This is a genomic window from Anaerotruncus massiliensis (ex Togo et al. 2026) (assembly GCF_900199635.1).
Classification (GTDB): Bacteria; Bacillota; Clostridia; order Oscillospirales; family Ruminococcaceae; genus Anaerotruncus; species Anaerotruncus massiliensis.
The window spans coordinates 584,281-606,568 of the sequence record NZ_LT962687.1 but is presented as its reverse complement, the minus strand read 5'-3'; the positions used below and the strand labels follow the sequence as shown (position 1 = coordinate 606,568).

Below are 22,288 nucleotides of genomic sequence, written 5' to 3'. Positions count from 1 at the left end.
GCCCCTGTACGAATGGCCCTCCGGTCAGATGCTGTTCCCCTTGGCGATGTAGGTCGGATAGGTCTCATATCCGATCAGCACGCGGGAATCCTTGATGAGCACATCCTTGTCGGTGATGACGTACTCGAGATGGGCGTTGTCGCCGACATAGGTGTCCTGCATGATGATGCAGTTTTTGAGCACCGCGTTGCGCCCGATCTTGGCGCCGCGGAAGATGATGCAGTTCTGCACGTCGCCGTTGATGATGCAGCCGTCAGCGATCAGCGAATTGCCCACCCGCGCCGACAGGCCGTATTTGACGGGCACCTGGTCGCGCACCTTGGTGAAGACGGGGCGCTTGTTCGGGAAGAGCTCGGCGCGCACCCGCGGGTCGAGCAGCTCCATGTTGGCGGCGAAGTAGCTCTTCATGCCCGAGATCTTGTGGGTGTACCCGCTGAACTCGTAGGCCTTGATGGCCAGCTTGCCGACCGCCGGCTGGATGGCGTGGCGGATGAGGGAATACTGGTCGTGGCTCTTGCCCTCGCCGACCAGCCGCTCAAGCAGCGTCTTTTCCAGCAGCATGACGTTCATGTAGACATGCTGGGTGCCGCGCACGTCGGGGCGCACCGAGATGTCGGTGACGTCCTTTGTCTCCTCGTCGTAGGCGAGGGTCGTGGTGTCGCGGGCGCTCTCGGCGGAGACCTCGGTGGTCTTGAACATCATCGAGATCTGTGCGCCCGATTTGATATGCTCGTTGATCATCTCGCGCATGTCAATGTTGGCGATGATGTCGCTGTCGCAGAGAAGCACGTATTTGGCGTCGTTGTGCTTGATGTAGCTCATCGCGCCCTGGAGCGCCTCGAGCCGGCCGCGGTAGATGCCGCTGCCCTGGCTGCTCGCGAAGGGGGGCAGGATGACGAGGCCCCCGCGCTTGCGGGCGAGGTCCCACGCGCGGCCCGCGCCCACGTGGTCCATCAGCGACTGGTAGTTCTGCTTGGTGATGATCCCGATATCCTGGATGTCGGAATTGACCATGCTCGAGAGCACGAAGTCGATCAGGCGGTAGCGTCCGCCGTAGGGCACCGAGCCGGTCGTGCGCCGCTCGGTCAGCTCGCCGAGCATGCTGTCGTGCATATTGGAGAAAATAATCCCCATTACTTTATTTTCTCTCATATCCTTATTGCACCCCCTGAACGTCTTTGTCGATCATCGCTTTGGGGGCTACCACCGCGCCTGCGCCGATTGTGATGCCGTTGCCGACAACGGCGATTCCCCAGTTGTCCCTGTTCTCGGCGTTCTCGGGCCTCTGGCCAACCACGGCCCCCTCCCCGATCACGCAGTTTTCCGCCACGATCGCGTATTCGACGACCGCGCCCTTTTTGATCACCGTGCCGGGCATGATGATCGAATCGCGCACCACCGCGCCCTCCTCGACGGTCACGCCCGCGAAGAGGATGGAAAAGTCGACATTGCCCGCGATCGTGCAGCCCTCGGTGACCATCGAGTTCTGCACCACCGCGCCGTTGGCGATGTAGTGCGGCGGCATGACCGGGTTGCGGGAATAGATCTTCCAGCTGTCGTCGTAGAGGTCGAGCGGGACCTTCGGGTCGAGCAGGTCCATATTCGCCTCCCACAGGCTGTCGATCGTGCCGACGTCCTTCCAGTAGCCCTCGAACGGATAGGCGACCATCTTCTGCCCGTCGCCCAGCATCGCCGGCAGGATGTTCTTGCCGAAGTCCTTGGTGGAGAGCGGGTCGGCCTCGTCCTCGATGAGGTATTTGCGCAGCTTCTCCCAGGTGAAGATGTAGATGCCCATCGAAGCGAGGTTGCTCTTGGGCTGGGGCGGCTTCTCCTCGAACTCGAAGATGGTGCCGTCCGGGTATGTGTTCATGATGCCGAACCGGCTGGCCTCCTCCATCGGGACCTGAAGCACCGCGATCGTGCAGTCGGCGTTCTTCTCCTTGTGGTAGGCGAGCATCTTCTCATAGTCCATCTTGTAGATGTGGTCGCCCGAGAGGAGCAGGACGTATTCCGGCTCGTAGCGGTCGATGAAGTTGATGTTCTGGTAGATGGCGTTCGCCGTGCCGGTGTACCAGTCGGACCCGGAGGACTTCTGGTAGGGCGGCAGCACGAACACGCCGCCGTTGGCGCGGTCGAGGTCCCACGGCTGGCCGTTGCCGATGTACTCGTTGAGCACGAGCGGCTGGTACTGGGTGAGCACGCCCACCGTGTCGATCCCCGAGTTGATGCAGTTGGAAAGCGGGAAATCAATGATCCTGTACTTGCCGCCGAAGGGAACCGCCGGCTTGGCGAGGTTCTGCGTTAGTGTGTACAGCCTGCTGCCCTGCCCGCCGGCGAGCAGCATGGCAATCCATTCCTTCTTGAACATGTTGTTACCCCCTTTGTTGATGGCTCAAGTCCCCTGCTTTTGGGGTTTCCTGCGCTCTTTCTTCACAACAGGCTTTCCGGCCGGGGCCTTCGCGGCCTTTTTGGCCGTGGTTTTCGCCCGGACGGCCTTTTCCGTCCTGCGCGGCCTGCCCTTGAGGAAGACCGCCGCCAGCGGCGGCACCGTGATCGTGATCGACTGCTTCATGTCGTGGTCCGGCTGGTTCTTCACCCGGATCGCGCCGCGGTTCACCACGCCGCTGCCGCCGTATTTCACGTCGTCGGTGTTGAAGACCTCGTCATAGCTCGTCGCGTCGGGCACCCCGATGCGGTAGTCCTCCCGCGTCACAGGCGCGAAGTTGCAGACCACCACAAGGTCGTCCCCGTTGTCGTCGATGCGGCGGAAGACGATGATGTTCCGGGCGTGGTCGTCGTGCGCCAGCCAGTTGAAGCCGTCCCACGAGTCCTCCACCTGCCACAGGCAGGCGTGCGCGAGATAGAAGTGGTTGAGGTCCCGCACAAACTGCTGCATCTGGCGGTGGGAGTCGTAGTCGAGCAGCATCCAGTCGAGCTGCTGCTTGTAGTTCCACTCGATGAACTGCGCGAACTCGCAGCCCATGAAGAGCAGCTTCTTGCCCGGATGGGTCATCATGTAGGCCAGGAAGGTGCGCATACCGGAGAATTTCATCGCGTAGTCGCCGGGCATCTTGTTGATGAGCGAGCACTTGCCGTGCACCACCTCGTCGTGGGAGATCGGCAGGATGAAGTTCTCCGAGAAGGCGTAGAAGAGGCTGAAGGTCAATTTGTCGTGGTTGTAGCTGCGGAAGATCGGGTCGAGCGACGTATAGGCGATCATGTCGTTCATCCAGCCCATGTTCCACTTGAAATTGAACCCGAGCCCGCCCACATAGGCGGGCTTCGTGACCATCGGCCACGCGGTCGACTCCTCCGCGATCATCAGCGCGCTGGGATGCTCGGTGAGCACGGCGGTGTTCATCTTCTGAAGGAACGCCACCGCCTCGAGGTTTTCGCGGCCGCCGTTGACGTTGGGCAGCCATTCCCAGTCCTCGCGCCCGTAATCGAGGTAGAGCATCGAGGCCACCGCGTCGACGCGGATGCCGTCGATGTGGTACTTCTCCACCCAGAACATCGCGCTCGAGGCAAGGAAGCTCACGACCTCGTTGCGCCCGAAGTCGAAGATGCGGGTCCCCCAGTGGGCGTGCTCGCGCTTGTGCACGTCCTGGTATTCGTAGAGCGGCTGGCCGTCGAACTCGTAGAGGCCGTGCGCGTCCTTGGGGAAGTGCGCGGGCACCCAGTCCATGATCACGCCGATGCCCGCCTGGTGGCACCTGTCCACAAAGTACATGAAGTCGTGCGGGGTGCCGTAGCGCGAGGTCGGCGCGAAATAGCTCGTCACCTGGTAGCCCCACGAACCGTCGTAGGGGTGCTCCATCACCGGCATCAGCTCGACGAAGTTGTAGCCCATGTCGCCCAGGTATTCGACCAGCTCGTCGGCGGTCCTGCGGTAGTCGTAGGTGTTGCCGTCGGGGTAGCGCCGCCAGGAACCGAGGTGCATCTCATAGATATTGACCGGGCTGCGGTAGGGGTTGAAGCCCTGGCGGCTCGCGAACCACGCGCCGTCGTCCCACTCGTAGCCCTCGATGTCGTACAGCTTGGAGGCCGTCTCCGGCGGAGTCTCGGCATGGAAGGCGTAAGGATCCGCTTTCATCAGGGCGCGTCCATCTTTGGTCTTCACGCAGAACTTATATAAATCATATTGCTTGAGGCCAAAAATCATGCATTCCCAAACCGCATGATCTTCCAGAAGCGTCATCGGATTCGCATCCGGGTCCCAGTCGTTGAAATCGCCAACGACCGATACCGACACGGCGTTGGGAGCCCACACGCGGAATACGTATCCATCTTCTTCATCCTTGCGGCAGGGATGGGCGCCTAAGTATTCATAGGCCTTATAATTCGTCCCCTGATGAAATAGATACAATGGAAAGCTGTCTTTCGACTTTGTTTTTTTTGGCTTAACCATTGCCCTCACCTCCCTTTTTTATATTTTAACAGTTTTTGGAGCGCCTTTCAAGTATTTCTTGTGAAATATCGCGTAAAAACAATGAAAACTTTCTAAGCATTTTATCTATTATGCACATATTTTGTGCACATTCCTGTTTCTTTCGCCTAACGATATTTTCCAGTTGCGGCCCTCCTTGTCCTGTCAGAGACCCGCGAGTTTCTATTATAACATGAATTTCGTGTCGTTTTGGCATGTAAATGGTGGTGGGAAATGTTCTTTGATTTGCCGCTTTCCAAGCGGCGGGGATTGCCGGGGCCCGCCCGCCGGCGGCTTTGGATTTGCCGTGCTGCGCCCGGCGGAGCTTTCTTCGCGCCCCTCCGGGGCGCTTTAGATGTGCCGCCTTCGGCGGCGGGGATTGCCGGGTCCCGCCCCGGCAGGCGGGTCCATTTCTTGATCGCCCAAGAAATGGACGAAAGAAGGGCGCTCAAGGGGGGCTCACTTGAAGAAGACGGGGCGCAAAGCTCGCCCCCCTTGAGAATCCCCCCGCCGCTCACGTCCAGCGGAGTGCATAAAGAAGGCAAATACAAACCACCCAAAATAAAAAACGGACACCTTTACAGGTGTCCGCAATCAGATTTCGAAAAGAACTTTCGGTTCAATATGCAATGCGTCGCAGATATCAAACAGCGTTGTAATCGAAAACGACATTTCAATATTGGGTGCCTCAATATGGCTTAGATATCCCCGGCTAATATGGACCAAGTCGGCCAGTTCTTCCTGCGTGAAACCCGCAAGCTTACGATAATACGCGACACTTAACCCAAGTTTACGAAATTTCTCCGCATGCACGCCCACACAACTCACCTCTATGTATTTATTGTAAGCTTGTGTGCCGCCAAAGTCTGCTTGACATTAGATCGCAATTGCTATATTATTGTACGCAAAGCGAACAATATGTACGCATTTGCGAGGTGGGTTTATGGAAGATTACAGGCTCGCTTATTATTTTCTGTCCAGCAAGGTATCCGAAATTGCGGAAATCCTGCGCAAGCCGCTGGAGGGCGAGACGCGCGAACAGATCAAGAACAGCGCGGCGGCGCGGACGGTTCAGGCGATGGACCTGTTGGAGGACGCGCGGCGCCGCTCGCAGGAAATGCTGCACGCGAGCGAGCCCCAGAGGGATTAGCGCGCCCGCCGTCCCCCGTTGGGAGCGCCGCAGCTGACTTTGCATTTTGGCAGCAAAAGCACCTGTGCCCCCTTACGGGTACTATGGGACATGCCTTATTGCCGCGGCGGGCTGGACGTGAGCGGCGGGGGGATTCTCAAGGGGGGCGAGCTTTGCGCCCCGCCTTCTTCAAGTGAGCCCGCCTTGAGCGCCCTTCTTTCGTCCATTTCTTGGGCGATCAAGAAATGGACCCGCCCGCCGGGGCGGGACCCGGCAATCCCCGCCGCCGAAGGCGGCTCATTGAAAGCGCTCCGGAGGGGCGCGAAGAAAGCTCCGCCGGGCGCAGCGCGGCAAATGAACAAAAGAGCCGCCCTCGCGGGCGGCTCTTTCAAAAAACCGATTACTTATGATCAACGGTAGCCATGTGCTGGATGAGCATGAGGACCTTGTTGCTGTAGCCCCACTCGTTGTCATACCAGGAAACCAGCTTGACGAACTTGTCGGTCAGCGCGATACCGGCCTTCTTGTCGAAGATGGAGGTGCGGGCGTCGCCGATGAAGTCGGACGAAACCACGTCGTCCTCGGTGTAGCCGAGGATGCCCTTGAGGGAGGTCTCGGAAGCCTTCTTGAGCGCGGCGCAGATCTCCTCATAGGAGGCGGCCTTCGCGAGGTTGACGGTCAGGTCGACGACGGAGACATCCAGCGTCGGGACGCGGAACGCCATGCCGGTGAGCTTGCCGTTCAGCTCGGGAATGACCTTACCCACAGCCTTGGCGGCGCCGGTGGAAGACGGGATGATGTTGCCGGAAGCGGCGCGGCCGCCCCTCCAGTCCTTCTTGGAAGGACCGTCAACGGTCTTCTGGGTGCCGGTGGTGGAATGGACGGTGGTCATCAGGCCGTCGACAATGCCGAACTCGTCGTTGATGACTTTCGCCAGAGGCGCCAGGCAGTTGGTGGTGCAGGAAGCGTTGGAGACGATGTCCATGCTCGGCTGGTAGGTCTCGTGGTTGACGCCCATGACAAACATCGGCGCATCCTTGGAGGGCGCGGAGATGATGACCTTTTTGGCGCCGGCCTTGAGGTGGGCCTCAGCCTTGTCCATGGTGGTGAAAACGCCGGTGGACTCAACCACATACTCGGCGCCGCAAGCGCCCCACGGAATGTTGGCGGGCTCCCGCTCGGCATAGAACTTGACAGTCTTGCCGTTGACGATGATCGCGTCGTCGGTGTAGCTCACTTCGCCCGTGTACTGGCCATGGATCGTGTCATAGCGAAGCATGTAAGCGCAATAGTCAGGGGTCATGAACGGATCGTTGACGCCCACGAATTCAATGTTCGGATTGTCCAGTCCAGCGCGGAAAACCAGTCTGCCGATACGGCCAAAACCGTTGATACCAACTTTAATTGCCATTGGAAACAACCTCCTGTATTTTTGATACCTTTATCATAATACAAATCTCTGGAAACTACAAGAACCTTGATAAACTTTAAACGATTTTTTTTATTTTCTTCAAACCCGGGATATTTATACTTTGCTTTTTATTGAAAACGCCCAACTCCTATTGAAAATCACACCCTCATATACTATAATTGAAGCGGAATTTTCTGTCGATTTGTGTCGAAAGGTCCCTGTTTTCCCTGTTCCCGGGCCTTCATGCAATATTTGGAATCCGAATATTTCCGCGGTCCTTCCCAAATGATAAGTGCAGTTCCGCAGCGAGGAGGTGCGCCTTTGGACGATCCCCGAACAGACTCTTTTTTCGACCAGCTGACCGGGCTCCTGGACGCCTCCGGCCAGCCCGCCGCCGTGATGGACCATGATTTTCGTCTCGTCTGGTGCAGCGCCGCCGGCTCCCGGGAAATGCCCGCCCTGGCCCTGCCGGACGGCGCGCAGCTGCTGCTGCACGGCTACGACCCCGAGGTCGTCCGCGCGGAGATCGACCGGTGCGGTTCCTTCACCACCGCCGGCCCCAACCACCTGTTCGCAGAGCGGCCGACCGTCATCTGCGCCCTGCCCGACGGGAGCGGCCGCTATCTCATCCAGCCGGCCTCCGGCGCCGAGCAGGGCTCCGGCATGCGACCCGAGGGGATGTCGCGCACGCTCTCCTCCTTCGGCAACCAGTACCGCGCGCCGCTGACCGTCATCTTTTCGATGCTCACCCTCCTCTCCCGCAACTGCGGGCCCGGCTCGTCCGAAAAGGACCGCGAGCGCATGCCCGATTACCTCGCCGCCATCAACCAGAGCGCCTTCCGGCTGCTGCGCAGCAGCGAGTGGATTTCCGATTACACCCGCCTCACCTATGGGTTTTCGCCCGTGCGGACCCGGCGGGTCGACCTCTTCCACTACCTGCGCGAGCTCTTTTCGGCGGCCGCCGACTTAATCGAGCCGACCGGCATCCCGCTCTCCGCGGACATCCCCGAGGGGATGCTGCCCGCCGCCTGCGACACCCAGAAGGTGTCCGCGGCCCTGCTCAACATCCTCTCGAATTCCTGCCGCTACACCCGCCCCGGCAACCAGATCGCCGTCCGGGTGCGCTTCAAGCGGGGGATGCTCAGCGTCTCGGTCGCCGACCGCGGGCTCGGGATTCCGCCCGACGTGCAGCCGCGCGTCTTTGAGCCGTACTTCTCCTACGACCACGGGGGGCGGCCCTTCTCGGGCAACGGCCTCGGCCTGACGATCGCCCGAGATTCCATCGCCGCCATCGGCGGCACCATCGCGCTCACCTCCACACCCGGGAAGGGAACCACCGTCGTGTTCACCCTGCCCGTGGAGGACGACGAGAGCGTGCCGCCCGCCGTTTTCTGCGAGGCCACGGACTACCTCTCCGACCGCTTTTCTCCCCTGCGCGTCGCGCTCAGCGACAGCATCGACTGTCCCCTCTAAGGAACCGCCCGCGGGCGGTTCCTTTTTTGCCGCCGGGGCGCGCTCCGGCGGCAAAAACTTTCCACAGCCCCTGTTCATTTTACCCAATTCGTGGTATACTATATCATTACATTGACGACACCAAACTCATGCAAGGAGGTTCCACATCATGAATGGAACAGGAAAGACATTTTACATCACCACCCCCATCTACTATCCGTCGGACAAGCTGCACATCGGACACAGCTACTGCACCGTCGCGACGGACGTCATGGCGCGCTACAAGCGTATGCAGGGGTTTGATGTCATGTTCCTGACCGGCACCGACGAGCACGGCCAGAAGATCGAGGAAAAGGCGAAGGCCGCGGGCGTGACCCCGCAGCAGTATGTCGACAGGGTGGTCGCCGGCATCAAGGAGCTGTGGAAGCTCCTCAACATCTCCAACGACCGGTTCATCCGCACCACCGACGACTACCATGTGGAATCGGTGCAGAAGATTTTTAAGGACCTCTATGACAAGGGCTACATCTACAAGGGCTCCTACAAGGGCAAATACTGCACGCCCTGCGAGTCCTTCTGGACCGAGAGCCAGCTGAAGGACGGCAAATGCCCCGACTGCGGCCGCGAGGTCATCGACGCGGAGGAGGAGGCCTACTTCTTCAAGCTCTCCGCCTTCCAGGACCGCCTCATCAGGCTCTACGAGGAAAACCCCCACTTCATGGAGCCGCAGAGCCGCCTCAACGAGATGGTCAACAACTTTATCAAGCCCGGCCTCGAGGATCTGTGCGTCTCCCGCACCTCCTTCTCATGGGGCATCCCCGTCACCTTCGACCCCGGCCACGTCGTCTACGTGTGGGTCGACGCGCTGACCAACTACATCACCGCGCTCGGCTACGGCAACGACAAGTATCACGAGTTTGAAAAGTTCTGGCCCGCCGACGTGCATTTCGTCGGCAAGGAGATCATGCGCTTCCACACGATCATCTGGCCCGCCATGCTCATGGCGCTCGACCTGCCGCTGCCCAAAAAGGTATTCGGCCACGGCTGGCTGCTGCTCGAGGGCGGAAAGATGAGCAAGTCCAAGGGCAACGTCGTCGACCCCGTCGTGCTCGTCGAGCGGTACGGCGTCGACGCCATCCGCTATTTCCTGCTGCGCGAGTTCCCCTTCGGCTCGGACGGCCTCTTCTCCAACGAGGGGCTCATCACCCGCATCAACGCCGACCTCGCCAACGATTTGGGGAACCTTGTCTCCCGCTCGGTGGCGATGGCGGAGAAATACTTCGGCGGCACCCTGCCGGCGGAGCGGAAATCCGAGCCGGTCGACGAGGAGATCATCTCGATCGCGCGCGGGCTCAAGGACCGCTACGAGGCGCAGATGGAACAGTACGCCTTCCAGAACGCGCTGATCGAGGTCTTCAAGCTCATCTCCCGCACCAACAAATACATCGACGAGACCGCCCCCTGGGTGCTCGCCAAGGAGGAGGCCAACCGGCCCCGCCTCGCCACGGTGCTCTATAACCTGCTGGAATGCGTACGCATCGCGGGCATCCTGCTCGCGCCCTTCATGCCCGCCACCTCGCCCAGGATCTTCGCGCAGATCGGCGCGGCCGGCGGCATCACCACCTACGAGTCCGCCGGGACGTGGGGCCTGCTGCCCGCCGGCGTGACGGTCAAAAAGGGCGAGGGCCTCTTCCCGCGCATTGACGTGGCCAAGGAGCTCGAGGCGCTCGAAAAGGCGCGCGCCGCCGCCATGGAAAAGGCCGCCGCTGCGGAAAAGAAGCCCGCCGCCAAGGCGGAGCAGCCGGAGGGGGTCGCCTCGCTCATCACGATCGACGACTTCGCGAAGGTGCGGCTGCGCGTCGCGCAGGTGACCGCCTGCGAGCCGGTGCCCAAGGCGGATAAGCTCTTGAAGCTCACCCTCGACGACGGCAGCGGCACGCCCCGCCAGGTCGTGTCGGGCATCCATCCGTGGTACGAGCCGGAGGCGCTCACCGGCAAAAAGGTGATCGTCGTCGCGAACCTCAAGCCCGCCAAGCTGCGCGGCGTCGAATCCAACGGCATGATCCTCGCCGTCGACGCGGGCGAGAACGACGTGAAGGTCATCTTTGTCGACGAGTCCGTCCCCTGCGGTTCGGTGGTCCGGTAGCCAGGGGAAACTTTTGAAAAAGGTTCCCCTGGACCCCTTCAAAACTTTTGGTTCAGGCGAGGCGCCGCCCTCCGCTGCCCACGCGCCCCGTGAAGCAAAGTTTTCGCCCGCCTTTTCCAAAAAGGCGGCGGGGTCAAGGGGCGGAGCCCCTTGACGCGCCCGCAGGCGCGGAACACCCCATCCTGAGAAGCGATTTTTTGGTTCTTTTTTCAAGAAAAAAAGAATGACGGCTGATGCAAAGGGTCTTTGCATCAGCCGTCCTTTTCAGAGGTTCCCCTTCCCGTCGAGGTACTCGAGCTGGCGCTGCACCAGCCGGATCCCGGTGTGTCCGTCCGGAAGCTCCTCGACGTGCAGGTTATAAAGGCGCATCCGCTCGGAGATTTCGAGGTTCGCCTTCTCCTCCTCGTCCACGCCCATGAAGAACCATACCGCCCGCTTGATCGCGTTTTCCACGATCTGCACGTAGGGCGTTCCCGGCTCCATCATGTAGATCGACCCCGGCGTCACGCCGGTATAGGAGGCCATAAAGTTCTTCTTCGCAAGCCGGAGGACCTCGGTGCGCAGACCGCCCTGCACGTCGATGCGGTCGGCGGCGCGCTTGAGCGCCTCGAGCAGTTCTTCCTTGGTCGTCACGGTCATCACAAGCCCCTCCTGTTCGATCATCAGCATTTCATCCAGCACGCGCCCCGGCGTCTCCCCGACCGTCCGGCCGATCGCCTGGAGGATCCTTCCGGTCAGCGCCGCGGCGGGTTTCCCGTTGGCGCTCGCGAGCGTCTGCTGGCTGAGCCCCGTCTCCTTGAAGACGTCGTATCGCTTTTTCCCATGCCTGCCGAGATAGACGTCGATCAGCTTCAATGGAATCCCCCCTTCGCTTTCACTATACTACGATATTTTTTATTAGTCAAGTATTTCGTAGTAGTATATTTTTTCTGTGAGGTGCGCCATGTACCAGAATATCTTCGATACCCACGCCCACTACGACGACGAGCGGTTCGACGGGGACCGCGAAGCGCTGCTCGATGCGCTGCCCGCCAAGGGAGTCGTCGCGGTGGTCAACGCCGCGAGCGACATGAAAACCTCCGCCTCCGGGCTCGCGCTCGCCCGCGCGTATGATTATTTCTACTGCGCGGCGGGGGTGCACCCGCACGAGGCGGGCTCCTTCGCGCCGGGCGACCTCGACGCCATCGCCGGTTACGCGCGCGACCCCAAGGTCGTCGCGGTCGGGGAGATCGGGCTCGACTACCACTACGATTTCTCTCCGCGCGACGTGCAGCAGCAGGTCTTCGAGGCGCAGCTCGGACTGGCCAACGACCTCGGTATGCCGGTCATCATCCACGACCGGGAGGCGCACGCCGACACCCTCGCGCTGCTGAGGAAATACCGCCCCAGGGGGATCCTGCACTGCTTCTCGGGCAGCGCGGAGATGGCAGGGGAGATTTTGAAGCTCGGCATGTATCTCGCGTTCGGCGGGGCGGTCACCTTCAAAAACGCGAAAAAGCCCGCCGAGGCGGCCGCCGCCGTGCCGCTCGACCGGCTGCTCGTCGAGACCGACTGCCCCTACATGACCCCCGAGCCCTTCCGCGGCAGGCGGTGCGACTCGTCGCTCATTCCCCACACCGCCGAGCGGCTCGCCGCGATCAAGGGGATCTCCGCGCAGGAGCTGCTCGACATCACCTGCCAGAACGCGCGCAGCGTCTACCAGCTCGACTGACGGGCGGCGGGCGAGGCGAAATTCCGCCGCCAAACGGACGGAACCTCACCGGCCCAACCCACGCCGGTCCCGACGCGCGCGCCGGAGAAACCGCGAGAAATCGCGTGAAAAACAGAGACCGCACCCTTCCCGGGGGCCGAGGCCGCGCCCCGGCGCGGCTTAGGACGCTCCCGCGCGCCACAATCCGTTTGCGGGTTCCTTGTGCAAAGTGCTATAATCAGAACATCCAGGGACGCAGTTCCATCCGGCAAACAAAACGCTTAGGGGTGGAACTATGACCTAGCCATACTCACCAAAATATGTTGTGCCTATTTGTACCAATCAACAAAATTTAAAGGTGAGTGAATCTTGAAAACCGACCGATTATACCGCGTGGAAAAAGAGGACGCGCCGAAGCTGAACCAGCTTTTGACCGAGTGCTTCGCGAAGGATCCTCTTTACCTGCAACTGATCCCGCAAAAGGACAAACGCCAAAAACTTCTGCCGGAACTTTTTAGCTGCGACCTGGACGAACTGTTTGAAAATTGCGAGGTGTACGCCGACAGCGCCGATCTAAACGGCATCATCGTGGTCTCGGACGAAACCGAGCCCTATAACCCGCTCAAATACTACGCCATCGAGCTGTACTACGCGCTCAAGACGGGCGCGTGCCTCATCCGCGACGACCATTCGCTGCGGACCTTCTGGAACTTCCTCAAAGGCAAGGATTACCTCAACTCGGTGTGGACCGGCGACATCGGTTCCGACCGCCGTATGCACGTCGTCTACTTCGCGGTGCGCCCGTCGATGCGCGGCAGGGGCGTCGCAACCAGACTGATGCGCGCCATCCAGGATTACGCCGACGAAAACGACCTGCTCGTTTCGCTCGAGACCCACAACGAGAAGAACGTCAAAATGTATGAGCACTACGGCTTCCGCCTCTTCGAGGTCGTTCAGAAGCACTTTTCCCTCAAGCAGTTCTGCATGGTCCGTCCGGGCCATGCGGCCGCGTGAAAGGAAAACCAATGAAAAAGAACCGCCTTCCGGCGGTTCTTTTTTTGCCCTTTTACAGCGTGCGGACGAATTCGCGCAGGTAGTCCCGGAATTCCCGGCCGATCTCGGGGTGGTTCACCGCCGTCTCGACCGCCGCCTGCATGATGCCCAGCTTGTTGCCCATGTCGTACCGGGTGCCGACGAAATCCACGCCGATCATCCCCTCCTCCCGCGCGAGCACCTTCATCGCGTCGGTGAGCTGGTATTCCCCGCCCGCGCCCACCGGCAGCGACTCGAGGATCTGAAAGATGCCGGGCGGCAGGATGCAGCGCCCGAGGATGGAAAAGTTGGAGAACGCCTGCTCGGGGGTCTGCGGTTTTTCGACCATGTCGCTCACCCGGTAGACGTTCCCGCTGAGCGGGTCCACCTTGAGGGAGGAGTAGCGCGTCACCTGGTCGAAGGGCACCTCCTTCATGCCGAGGCAGCCGAGCCCGTGGCGCTCGTACTGCTCGATCAGCTGGCGGCAGACGGGGTCCTTCCCCATGATGACGTCGTCTCCATAGAGCACCGCGAACGGCTCCTCCCCCACGAACGGCTTCGCGCAGAGCACCGCGCTGCCCAGCCCCTTGGCCTCCTGCTGGCGCACATAGGTGATGTTTGCGAGCTGGGAGATGCCCACCACCTCGTCGTAGACCTCCCGCTTGCCCTTTTTGAGCAGGTGGTCCTCCAGCTCGGGGGAGCGGTCGAAGTGGTCCTCCACCACGTGCTTGCCCCGGCTGAGGATGATGCAGATGTCCTCGATGCCGCTTTTGGCGGCCTCCTCCACGATATACTGGATCGCGGGCTTGTCCACGATCGCCAGCATCTCCTTGGGCATCGCCTTCGTCGCCGGAAGCACCCTCGTCCCCAGCCCCGCGGCCGGAATCACTGCCTTGCGGATTTTCATCTTCATCGCTCCTTGCCGTTATTCCGTCTTAGTTTGCGCCGAAGCGCGCGGTTTATTTTTCCACAGGTCCTGTTCCCATCATATTCGATTCCCGCCCGTTCGTCAATCTTCTTTCACATGCCCGCCCCTTCGAGCGCGCCGCGCAGCAGCTCCAGCGACCTTTCCCGCAGGGCTTCCAGCCGCGCCGGGGTCCCGGCCGGCAGCGGCCCGGGCGGCCCGGCGGCAAAAGCGCCGGACGAAATCCGCCGGTCCTCCAGACCGAGCAGGGGAAGCAGCGTGTCCAGCCGGGTGTTGGTGGAGCCGCGCGCGCCGGACAAAAAGCGGTCAAACAGGTAAAAGCGCGTGCCGAGGAGGGCGGAAAACGCCGTGCAGTGGTAGGAGTCGGTGAGCACGCAGGCCGCGCCGTCGACGAGGGACAGAAACTCCCCGGGCGAAAGCCCGTAAAGCGGGATGTCCGCGTAACCGCGGTCGGCTGAGACGGCCCCGTCGAGGTGGGGAAGCGCCGCGACGGGCAGGCCGGACGCCTCCCGCAGACGGGCGGCAAACTCCCGGTGGGCGGGGTTTCGGCCGAGAAAATAACAGAGCAGATAGCCGCCCACGGGGAGCAGCGCGGGTTTTTCGAGCGCGCGCCATTCCCCGGGCGGCAGGAGCAGGACCGGGTCGGCGGCGAGCGGGATCTCCCGCCCGGACAGCTCTCCGATCAGCGCGCGGCCCGACTCCTCCCGCGCGGAAATCCAGTCGAACCGGCGGAGGAACCGGGCGGCTGTCCGCCGCTGGCGGACAGAGAGGCGGCCCACCCCGAAGCTCGCCGCCCAGGCGAGCTTCGGGACCTCCTCCGGGACGAAATCGAGCGTATAAAAGCCGTCCGGGTAGTTGGCGGGGTGCCAGAGCTGGTCGCTGCCCGAGAGGAACGCTCCGTAGCCGGGCACGGCCCCCTCGAGCGCCGCCCTGCCGCAAAGGCGGGGGGAGAGGCGCAGATATTCCCGCGCGAATTTCCCGAGCGCCTCCGCGCGCGCCGCGCGGCCCGCGGCCGCCCCGTGGCCGAGGCGCGCTTCGCGCGCCGAATCCGCCGCGCGGGCGAGCCTGCGCCCGACGCGGGCCGGATCGAGCCGGAGGCGGCGGAGCCTTTCGGGCAGGCTCCGTTCCGGTTCGTACCAGAGCGTCTCGTTCGGCACGCCGAGACTGTCCAGCGCCGCCTGCGTGGCGTACGCCTGCAGGACGCTCCCGTAGTTTGGGACCTGCCAGCAGGAGGCGACCGCGAGCGGCTTCATGGCGCCGCCTCCCCCGTGGAAAATTCCCCCGCAAAGAAGCAGAGGGTAAAGAGCAGGAAGTTGTGAAACCGGTAGGGCTCCATCTGGAAGGCGAGCAGCAGGCAGCCGAACGCCGCCGTGAGCAGGAAGCCCGCGCGCGTTTTCCGGAAGCGCCACAGCCGCCGCGCGCAGAGGAAAAGCAGCAGGAAAAACGCCGCCACGCAGACAAGCCCGCCGGTGAACGCAAGGTCGAGGTAGAAGTTGTGCGCGTGGGTGGCGCCGATGAGGGCGCGGGCCTCCGCCGGCTCGGGCAGGCCCACGCCGGTCAGCGGGGAACGCGCGAAGGCATCCCCCGCGCGCTCCCAAATCCACGCGCGCCCCGAGAGGGTCGCGTCCTTGTGGAGGGCCCGCTCGAGGAAGCGGGAAAACCGCTCCTGCACCCCAAAGCAGACGAGCCCCGCGAAGACCAGCGCGTTCCCGGCGAGCGCCGTCCCCGCGTTTACAACGCGGGGCCTCCACCCGGCGGCGGAGAGGAGCACGGCCAGCAGGAAGAGCAGCGTCACGGCGGCGGAGGTCACCGTCCACGACCGGCAGGCCGCCCCGGCCGCGCAGGCGCAGACCGCCGCCGTCCGGACGGACAGCCGCCGCCCCCGCTCGCAGTCCCGCAGGGCGGCGAGGCAGACGGCGGGCAGCAGGGTGGTGAGCGCGGCGTTGTCGTAGCCGAGCAGATAGTTTTCGCGGTAGGCCGCCGTCGCGTACATGCCGCCCGGAAAGGCGAGCACCGTCGCGAAGTGCGCCGCCGTGAGCAGCCCGAGCGCGAGGGACGCGCCGTCGAGGAACGCCCGGCGGCCGGTGCGGACCGCCATTTCCGTGATGGCGGCGGCCGAAAGGGTGCTGACGACGATCATCGGCAGGGTGGAACCGAAGCTGCCGAGGCGGGACCAGGTGGTCAGCAGGCGCGCGCCGCAGAAAGCGGCGAGGGCGAGCATCCACTTGGAGAGGCTGCGGTAGAAAATGAGCCAGACGAGCAGCCCCGCCCCCACCGCGAGGTAGCGCGCCGCGTCCCATGCCCGGTCGAGCGCCGCCAGCGCCGGCAGGTCGGAGACGCAGACGGGCTTATAGAGGAGCAGGAAGGTCACGAAGAGGTAGGCGCGGCTTTGAAGCAGTCTCAAAGGCCCCGCCCCCTCTCCGCGCGGCAGCGTTCATAGAGGGCTTCCAGCCGCCGCGCCGCCGTTTCGGCGCCGCAGCCCGCGGCTTCGACCTCTTCCGCGCGGCATCTTCTCGGGAGCCCCTTCGCGGCGAGAATTTCCCCCGCCCATCCGGCGGCGGAAAGCCCGGGCGGCAGGAGCCGCAAAAGCCCGGTGACGGCCGCTTCGCGCGGCACCGCGCCATCGGGGGCGAAGCAGGGCAGGCCCGCCGCCTGCGCCTCGAGCAGGGCGATGCCGAAGCCCTCGTACCGGGTGGGCAGCGCGAACGCGTCCATCGCCTGAAGGAGCGCGGGCACGTCCTCCCGCGCGCCCAAAAAGCGCACCGCCTCCGCGATCCCCAGCCGCCCGGCCTCGGCGCGCAGGGCGGGCCCCTCCTCCCCGTCGCCCGCGAGCAGCAGCAGGGCGTCCGGTTCGCGCCGCCGCAGCTCCGCGAAGAGCGCGAGCAGGAAGGGCAGGTTCTTCTGCTGGTCGAAGCGCGCGGCGCAGCCGACAGTGAACGCCTCCCCGAGCCCCAGCGCCGCGCGCGTCCGCCGCCGGGCGTCGGCGGAAAAACCGAACCGCGCGGTGTCGACCGCGTTGGGAAGCATGGTGAACGGCGCGTCCCCGAAGAGCCAGCGCCCCGCGTCGTCGGAGCAGGCGGCGCGGTGGGTGGCCTCGCGGCGCATGAAGCCGCGCAGAAGCGCCAGCGCCGCCGGGCGGGCAAGCCGCCGCGCGGTAAACCGGAACGGCAGGCGGACGCCCGCGAGGTGGGCGTGCACGATGCGCGCCGGCACCCCGCGCCGCCGCGCCAAAAACGCGTAGAGGGCGGACCACTCCTCGAGGTGCAGGTGGACGGCGTCGTAGCTTCCCGCCAAGAGCGCCGCGTCCACGGCGCGCAGGTTTTCCCGCAGGCCTCCCACGCGCGGCGGGATGGGGCGGACGGGAATCCCCGCCGCCTCGAGGGCACGCCGGTTCGCGCCCGGCCCCGCCGGGTCCGCCTCCGCGAGCACCTCGCAGCGAAACCGCTCCCGGTCGAGCCGGGGCAGCAGCCCGGCGAGCAGCGACCCCACCCCGCCGATGCGGACGGAGGGCGCGATATGCAAAATGTTCACGGCGTTTCCCCCTCGCAGAGCGTTTGATAGATTGCGAGCAGCCGCCCGCGGACCGCCCCGGCGGAAAACATTTCCCGCGCACGTTTCACGGCGGCGCGGCCCATCCGTTCATATTCCGCGGGCGGAAGGGCGAGCGCGCGGGAGAGCGCCTTTGTGAGCGCGTCCGCGTCGCCCGGCGGAAAGAGAAAGCCCGTCTCCCCGTCCGCGACGTGCTCGGCCAGCCCGCCGGCGCGCGACGCGGCCACGACCCGGCCCGCCGCCATCGCCTCGCAGGCCGCGTACCCGCTCGCCTCCCGCCAGAGGGAGGGGACGGCCACGCACTTCGCGCCCCGGTAGAGCTTCCGCAGGGCCTCCCCCTCCACCCGGCCGCGGAAGGTCACGCGGGAGCCTCCCCGCGCGGCCGCCGCCTCCAGCGCGCTTTTCAAGGGGCCTTCCCCCGCGACGACGAGCGGCGCGCCGAGCCGTTTTGCCGCCTCGAGCAGCGGGAAAAGGCCCTTCTCCTCCGAAAGCCGCCCGCAGTAGAGGATATAGTCCCCCTCGGGCGGCGTGTAGCCGAACGCCGTGCCGGGCGGCAGGGGGTTCGGCAGGTGCAGGACGGGCGCGCGGGAAAATCCCGCGCGCTCCAAAAGCGCCCGGTAGCATTCGGACGGCGCGATGAAGCAGCCGACCTTGTCGTAGAGGCGCAGGCGGCGGGCGGCCCATGTCTCAAAACTCCCCGCGAGGCTTTTTGAGACAGAGCCGCCGACGCACCGGTGCAGGAGACAGGCGCGGTATCCCCCTCGCAGGCAGTCCTCGCAGGGCTTCCCCGCCCGCAGCATCAGGTGGTTGGGACAGAGGGGCAGCAGGTCGTGCACCGTCCAGACGACGGGGATCTTCCGCCGTGCGAGCGGCCCGAGGATCGACAGGGTCAGGCTGTGGTGCACGAGATTCAGGTGCGCGACGTCCGGGCGCTCCCGCGCGAGCAGGGCGTCGAGCTTTCGGGCTGCCTCCCCGTTCCAGAGCATCCGCGCCGCGTCGAACGGGCGCTTTTGGGGGTCGAGCGGCCGCGCGAAGAATTCCGCCTCGCCGCAGGGCAGGTTTCGCGGGTCCGCCGCCGAAAAGTGACGGACCTGATGCCCCGCCTCCCGCAGCATCCGGTCGAGCGCGAAGAGGTAGGTTTCGGTGCCGCCCACGGGATAGTGGTAGCGGTTGACCAGCAGGATCTTCATCCGCGCCGCCTCCTTCGCATCCGGCTTTTCACCCCGCGCGCCCACGGATAGGCGCGCGCGTGCAAGAACGACATCACCGCCAGCATCAGCCCTCGGGGGAGCAGATGCGCGGCGGCGGTCGTCAGGCGGCCGGCCGGCCCGCGCCCATCCGGGCGCGGCGGCTCCTCCCGCCAGGGGGAGGCGGCCTTGTGCGCGAGATACTCCGCCGCGAAGGGGTGCGGGCAGTCCTCGTTCCACGGGCGGCTCCCCGAATAGAAGCAGGCGGTGAAGTGCACGACCGCCGGGTCCTCCACCGCCGCGCGCCACTCCGCCTCGGTGGGCGGGTGGGCGGGCCTTCGCAGGCGGAGCAGGTCGCGGTAGGGAAAATCGAAGAGGACGGTGGGCGCGCCGAACCGGGGCGGGAGCGCGCCCGTCTGCCCCAGCGCGCCGAGCGTGCCGTTGAGCACCCCCTGGTCGACGTAGGTCACGTCGCCGCCGCGCGCCCGCAAAAATGCAAGGAACCGTTCCTCCGTCCCCTCCCGCCGCCAGCGCGCCAGGTTGAGGAGCAGCACGCCGCTGCCCACGTAGGGCGCGTCGGGGGGCAGCCCCAGCTCGGCGGCATACCGCCCGCTGCGGCAGTCGTCCACGCCGAGCGCGCTGGAGGGGCCGAACGGCCGCTCCCAGAGCGGGGCGAGCGGACGGCGCACGAGGGTGTCGCAGTCGAGGTAGAGGACCCGCTCCGCCTCCGGGGGCAGCAGGGAACCGAGGAAGAGGCGCTGGAAGGTCGCGGGGTGCCAGCGGCCCGCAGCGACGGAGATCCCCGCCCGTTCGGCGGGGTCGACGCCGCGCACGAAAAAGAGCGCCCGGCCGTACTCCGCCGCGACGCTCAGCAGCTTTTGCCGATTTTCCCCGCCGATCCCGCAGTCGACCATCCAGACGGCAAGCTCCTCCACATCCCGGTTGCTCTCGAAGAGGGAGCGCATCGAAATTCCGGCGATTTCGGCGTAGCCGCCGCTGCTCGCGTAGACGACGTTCACGGCGCTCCCCCGCAGAGCTCCCGCAGGCCGGGCAGCGCCCGGTCCCGCTCCGAGAGGATGGGGCGGGCGTCCCCCTCGAGCGGCCATTCGACCGCGAGGCTCGGATCGTCCCAGCGCACGCCTCCCTCCCGCGCGGGGTCGTAGCCCGCGCCGCAGGAATAGGCGACCATTGACCGCTCGAGCGCGAGATAGCCGTGCGCCACCCCGTCGGGGAGATAGAGGCACTCGCCCGATTCCCCTGAGAGCTCGAACGCCCGCCACCGCCCAAAGGTGGCGGAGCCGGGCCGCAGGTCGGCGAGCACGTCGTAGACCCGCCCCGAGACGCAGCGGACCAGCTTATCCTGCCCCCGCTGGAAGTGCAGCCCGCGCAGCACGCCCCCGGCCGACTCGGTCCAAAAGGTCTCCGCCGGACAAAAGTCGATGCCCGCCTCCCGGAAGATTTCGCGGGAATAGTCCTTGCAGAGGCACCCGCGCCCGTCGGAGAACCGCTGCGGCCGGATGCGGTAAGCGCCCGCCAGCCCGGCGGGCGCAAAGGAAAACGGCCGGATCATGCTTTCCCTCCGTCCCCGCCGTCAAAGAGGCGCAGATATTCCGCCATCTGGCGGCGGGCGCAGTCCGCCGCGCCCTCCCCCGCCGCATGGCATTTCGTCCATTCCACCGTCTTTTCGACGGCGGTCTCGATTCCCCACAGCGGCCGCCAGCCGAGCCGAGCCTCCAGCTTTCCGCAGTCGAGCAGGAGCGTGTCCGCCTCGGGCGGGCCGCCGTCCGGGGCGGAAATCCACGAGGCGCCTTCTCCCCACGCCCCGCAGAAGAGATCCGCCAACTCCCCCGTCGTAACCCGGCCCTCCGCGCCGGGACCGACGTTGTAGCAGCCCGCGAGCGCGGGGTCCCCCTCCTGCGCCGCGGCGATCAGCAGGTAGGCGCAGAGCGCCTCGAGCACATGCTGGTAGGGCCGCACCGAGCCGGGATGCCGCAGCCGCACGGGTTCCCCCGACAGCACGGCGCGCACGCAGTCGGGCAGAATGCGCCCGGGCGCAAAGTCCCCGCCGCCGATCACATTGCCCGCCCGCGCGGCCGAGACGGCCGGGCCGGAAGCAAAGAAGGATTCCGCATAGCTCCGCACCGCCAGCTCGGCGCACGACTTGCTGCCCGCGTAGGGGTCCGCCCCGCCGAGCGGGTCCTCCTCCCGGAAGGGGCGGCCGGTGCCGCCGTTCCGATAGACCTTGTCGGTCGTGACGACGAGGACCGAGCGCACGCCCGGATGCCGCCGGACGCAGTCCAGCAGGCGCACCGTGCCCATCAGGTTGACGTCAAAGGTGCCGGTGGGGTCGCGGTAGCCCTCCCGCACGATCGGCTGGGCCGCGAGGTGGAAGACCACCTCGGGCCGAAACGCGTCGAAGAGCCTTTCGAGAGGGTCCGGGTCCCGGATGTCCCCCATGACCGAACGCAGCTCCCTCTCCAGCCCGAGCACCGTATAGAGGGAGGGCTCGACCGGCGGCAGCGCGTAGCCCGCCGTTTCCGCCCCCAAAAGCCCGAGCAGTCCGCAGAGCCACGCGCCCTTAAATCCGGTGTGCCCCGTCACGAGCACCCGCCTGCCCCGGTAAAAATCCAGCTTCATGCCCTTCCCTCCCTAGACCGCGCACGCGCGGCGGAGCACCGCTCCCGCCGTTTGCCGCAGGATTTTCCAGTCGAGCGCCGGGCCGCAGTGCCCGGCGTAGAACAGTTCCATCTCCATGCGCGCCTCATAGCTCAGTCCGCCGCGGTCGTTCACCTGCCAGTAGCCGGTGATCCCCGGGCGCACCCCGAGGAGGAGCGCCCCGCGCGCGCCGTACCGCTCGAGCTCTTCCGCCACGACGGGGCGCGGCCCCACGAGGCTCATCTCCCCGCGCAGCACGTTGATGAGCTGGGGCAGCTCGTCCAGGCTCGTCCGCCGCAGAAAGGCGCCCACCCGGGTGACGCGCGGGTCGTCCGCGAGCTTGAAGCGCCGCTCGAACTCCCGCCGCTGGGCGGGCGTGAACCGCTCCGCCAATTCCCACGCGTTCCGCGCCATCGTGCGGAACTTCCACACGCGCAGCGGCTTTCCGCCCATCCCGACCCGCTCGTGCAGGAAAAACGCGGGGCCGGGGGAATCCAGGCGCACGGCGGCGGCGATCAGCAGGAAGAGGGGCGCGAGCAGCAGGAGTCCCGCGGCGGAGACCGCCAGGTCGACAAACCGTTTCCCGGCGAGATAGGCCGTGCGCTCCCACCGCGCGAGGAGCGCAAGCGCATCGTAAAACGCCCCGTCCATCCCCGGCGCCCTCCTTTCCGAGCCTGTTTTCGACA

Annotated in this window: 20 protein-coding genes; 5 read left to right on the top strand and 15 right to left on the bottom strand. The window is 64.9% G+C overall.

The annotated features are described in order from the left end of the window. Window positions 1-24: 24 nt before the first annotated feature. The 4 genes from glgD to C1A13_RS03475 all read right to left on the bottom strand — a co-directional run bounded on the left by glgD (window position 25) and on the right by C1A13_RS03475 (window position 5,245). Entirely contained in the window at window positions 25-1,152 is a 1,128-nt protein-coding gene (glgD, locus tag C1A13_RS03490; RefSeq protein ID WP_101549152.1) for a glucose-1-phosphate adenylyltransferase subunit GlgD, read from the bottom strand. Between the two features lie 4 nt (window positions 1,153-1,156). Further along, a complete protein-coding gene (locus tag C1A13_RS03485; RefSeq protein ID WP_101549150.1) occupies window positions 1,157-2,368 on the bottom strand; it encodes a glucose-1-phosphate adenylyltransferase in 1,212 nt (403 codons plus the stop codon). Between the two features lie 24 nt (window positions 2,369-2,392). Further along, window positions 2,393-4,408, bottom strand: a complete 2,016-nt coding sequence (gene glgB, locus C1A13_RS03480; RefSeq protein WP_101549148.1) for a 1,4-alpha-glucan branching protein GlgB — start codon at window positions 4,406-4,408, stop codon at window positions 2,393-2,395. A 612-nt stretch (window positions 4,409-5,020) separates the two neighbouring features. Continuing rightward, on the bottom strand, window positions 5,021-5,245 hold the full coding sequence (locus C1A13_RS03475; protein ID WP_172439152.1) for a helix-turn-helix domain-containing protein: 225 nt from the start codon (window positions 5,243-5,245) through the stop codon (window positions 5,021-5,023). A gap of 124 nt (window positions 5,246-5,369) precedes the next feature. Here C1A13_RS03475 and C1A13_RS03470 point away from each other — a divergent pair, with 124 nt between their 5' ends. Beyond that, complete coding sequence (locus C1A13_RS03470; RefSeq protein ID WP_101549144.1) at window positions 5,370-5,576, top strand: hypothetical protein; 207 nt, start codon at window positions 5,370-5,372, stop codon at window positions 5,574-5,576. Between the two features lie 379 nt (window positions 5,577-5,955). Here C1A13_RS03470 and gap read toward each other — a convergent pair whose 3' ends face one another. Further along, window positions 5,956-6,966, bottom strand: a complete 1,011-nt coding sequence (gene gap, locus C1A13_RS03465; protein ID WP_101549142.1) for a type I glyceraldehyde-3-phosphate dehydrogenase — start codon at window positions 6,964-6,966, stop codon at window positions 5,956-5,958. 321 nt (window positions 6,967-7,287) lie between these two features. On the opposite strand from gap, the gene C1A13_RS03460 reads away from it, so the two are divergent. Then, window positions 7,288-8,439 carry a sensor histidine kinase gene (locus C1A13_RS03460; RefSeq protein ID WP_172439151.1) on the top strand — a complete coding sequence of 384 codons (1,152 nt, stop codon included), beginning with the start codon at window positions 7,288-7,290 and terminating at the stop codon, window positions 8,437-8,439. A gap of 148 nt (window positions 8,440-8,587) precedes the next feature. After that, a complete protein-coding gene (gene metG, locus C1A13_RS03455) occupies window positions 8,588-10,564 on the top strand; it encodes a methionine--tRNA ligase (protein WP_101549138.1) in 1,977 nt (658 codons plus the stop codon). A gap of 264 nt (window positions 10,565-10,828) precedes the next feature. On the opposite strand, the gene C1A13_RS03450 is transcribed toward metG, so the two are convergent. Continuing rightward, window positions 10,829-11,419, bottom strand: coding sequence for a hypothetical protein (locus C1A13_RS03450; RefSeq protein WP_101549135.1), 591 nt, complete (start codon window positions 11,417-11,419; stop codon window positions 10,829-10,831). Window positions 11,420-11,507: 88 nt separating this feature from the next. Here C1A13_RS03450 and C1A13_RS03445 point away from each other — a divergent pair, with 88 nt between their 5' ends. Continuing rightward, complete coding sequence (locus C1A13_RS03445; RefSeq protein ID WP_101549132.1) at window positions 11,508-12,275, top strand: TatD family hydrolase; 768 nt, start codon at window positions 11,508-11,510, stop codon at window positions 12,273-12,275. Window positions 12,276-12,623: 348 nt separating this feature from the next. Continuing rightward, window positions 12,624-13,268: a GNAT family N-acetyltransferase gene (locus tag C1A13_RS03440; RefSeq protein ID WP_101549130.1), complete on the top strand. Its 645-nt coding sequence runs from the start codon at window positions 12,624-12,626 to the stop codon at window positions 13,266-13,268. A gap of 52 nt (window positions 13,269-13,320) precedes the next feature. Here the strand turns inward: C1A13_RS03440 and galU are convergent, their stop codons facing one another. From galU to C1A13_RS03395, 9 genes are all read right to left on the bottom strand, one after another. Then, the gene (gene galU, locus C1A13_RS03435; RefSeq protein ID WP_172439150.1) at window positions 13,321-14,193 is read right to left on the bottom strand and encodes a UTP--glucose-1-phosphate uridylyltransferase GalU; all 873 of its coding nucleotides are present in this window, start codon (window positions 14,191-14,193) and stop codon (window positions 13,321-13,323) included. 113 nt (window positions 14,194-14,306) lie between these two features. Further along, complete coding sequence (locus tag C1A13_RS03430; RefSeq protein WP_101549125.1) at window positions 14,307-15,464, bottom strand: polysaccharide pyruvyl transferase family protein; 1,158 nt, start codon at window positions 15,462-15,464, stop codon at window positions 14,307-14,309. Further along, window positions 15,461-16,615 carry an O-antigen ligase family protein gene (locus C1A13_RS03425; RefSeq protein WP_101549123.1) on the bottom strand — a complete coding sequence of 385 codons (1,155 nt, stop codon included), beginning with the start codon at window positions 16,613-16,615 and terminating at the stop codon, window positions 15,461-15,463. Before C1A13_RS03425 ends, C1A13_RS03430 begins: the two co-directional genes overlap by 4 nt. Next, window positions 16,612-17,742, bottom strand: a complete 1,131-nt coding sequence (locus tag C1A13_RS03420; protein ID WP_101549121.1) for a glycosyltransferase — start codon at window positions 17,740-17,742, stop codon at window positions 16,612-16,614. The genes C1A13_RS03425 and C1A13_RS03420 overlap by 4 nt, the downstream gene beginning before the upstream one ends. Continuing rightward, the gene (locus C1A13_RS03415; RefSeq protein ID WP_101549119.1) at window positions 17,739-18,950 is read right to left on the bottom strand and encodes a glycosyltransferase; all 1,212 of its coding nucleotides are present in this window, start codon (window positions 18,948-18,950) and stop codon (window positions 17,739-17,741) included. The genes C1A13_RS03420 and C1A13_RS03415 overlap by 4 nt, the downstream gene beginning before the upstream one ends. After that, a complete protein-coding gene (locus C1A13_RS03410; protein WP_172439149.1) occupies window positions 18,947-19,966 on the bottom strand; it encodes a glycosyltransferase family 8 protein in 1,020 nt (339 codons plus the stop codon). The genes C1A13_RS03415 and C1A13_RS03410 overlap by 4 nt, the downstream gene beginning before the upstream one ends. Beyond that, window positions 19,963-20,517: a dTDP-4-dehydrorhamnose 3,5-epimerase family protein gene (locus C1A13_RS03405; protein ID WP_101549115.1), complete on the bottom strand. Its 555-nt coding sequence runs from the start codon at window positions 20,515-20,517 to the stop codon at window positions 19,963-19,965. Before C1A13_RS03405 ends, C1A13_RS03410 begins: the two co-directional genes overlap by 4 nt. Next, complete coding sequence (gene rfbG, locus C1A13_RS03400; protein WP_101549112.1) at window positions 20,514-21,584, bottom strand: CDP-glucose 4,6-dehydratase; 1,071 nt, start codon at window positions 21,582-21,584, stop codon at window positions 20,514-20,516. Before rfbG ends, C1A13_RS03405 begins: the two co-directional genes overlap by 4 nt. A gap of 12 nt (window positions 21,585-21,596) precedes the next feature. After that, on the bottom strand, window positions 21,597-22,253 hold the full coding sequence (locus C1A13_RS03395; protein WP_101549110.1) for a sugar transferase: 657 nt from the start codon (window positions 22,251-22,253) through the stop codon (window positions 21,597-21,599). Window positions 22,254-22,288: the final 35 nt, after the last annotated feature.

Coding starts and splice junctions, on each gene's coding strand:
- glgD (WP_101549152.1), bottom strand. CDS start 1,152: ATGAGAGAAAATAAAGTAATGGGGATTATTTTCTCCAATATGCACGAC.
- C1A13_RS03485 (WP_101549150.1), bottom strand. CDS start 2,368: ATGTTCAAGAAGGAATGGATTGCCATGCTGCTCGCCGGCGGGCAGGGC.
- glgB (WP_101549148.1), bottom strand. CDS start 4,408: ATGGTTAAGCCAAAAAAAACAAAGTCGAAAGACAGCTTTCCATTGTAT.
- C1A13_RS03470 (WP_101549144.1), top strand. CDS start 5,370: ATGGAAGATTACAGGCTCGCTTATTATTTTCTGTCCAGCAAGGTATCC.
- gap (WP_101549142.1), bottom strand. CDS start 6,966: ATGGCAATTAAAGTTGGTATCAACGGTTTTGGCCGTATCGGCAGACTG.
- metG (WP_101549138.1), top strand. CDS start 8,588: ATGAATGGAACAGGAAAGACATTTTACATCACCACCCCCATCTACTAT.
- C1A13_RS03445 (WP_101549132.1), top strand. CDS start 11,508: ATGTACCAGAATATCTTCGATACCCACGCCCACTACGACGACGAGCGG.
- galU (WP_172439150.1), bottom strand. CDS start 14,193: ATGAAAATCCGCAAGGCAGTGATTCCGGCCGCGGGGCTGGGGACGAGG.
- C1A13_RS03430 (WP_101549125.1), bottom strand. CDS start 15,464: ATGAAGCCGCTCGCGGTCGCCTCCTGCTGGCAGGTCCCAAACTACGGG.
- C1A13_RS03415 (WP_101549119.1), bottom strand. CDS start 18,950: ATGAAGATCCTGCTGGTCAACCGCTACCACTATCCCGTGGGCGGCACC.
- C1A13_RS03405 (WP_101549115.1), bottom strand. CDS start 20,517: ATGATCCGGCCGTTTTCCTTTGCGCCCGCCGGGCTGGCGGGCGCTTAC.
- rfbG (WP_101549112.1), bottom strand. CDS start 21,584: ATGAAGCTGGATTTTTACCGGGGCAGGCGGGTGCTCGTGACGGGGCAC.
- C1A13_RS03395 (WP_101549110.1), bottom strand. CDS start 22,253: ATGGACGGGGCGTTTTACGATGCGCTTGCGCTCCTCGCGCGGTGGGAG.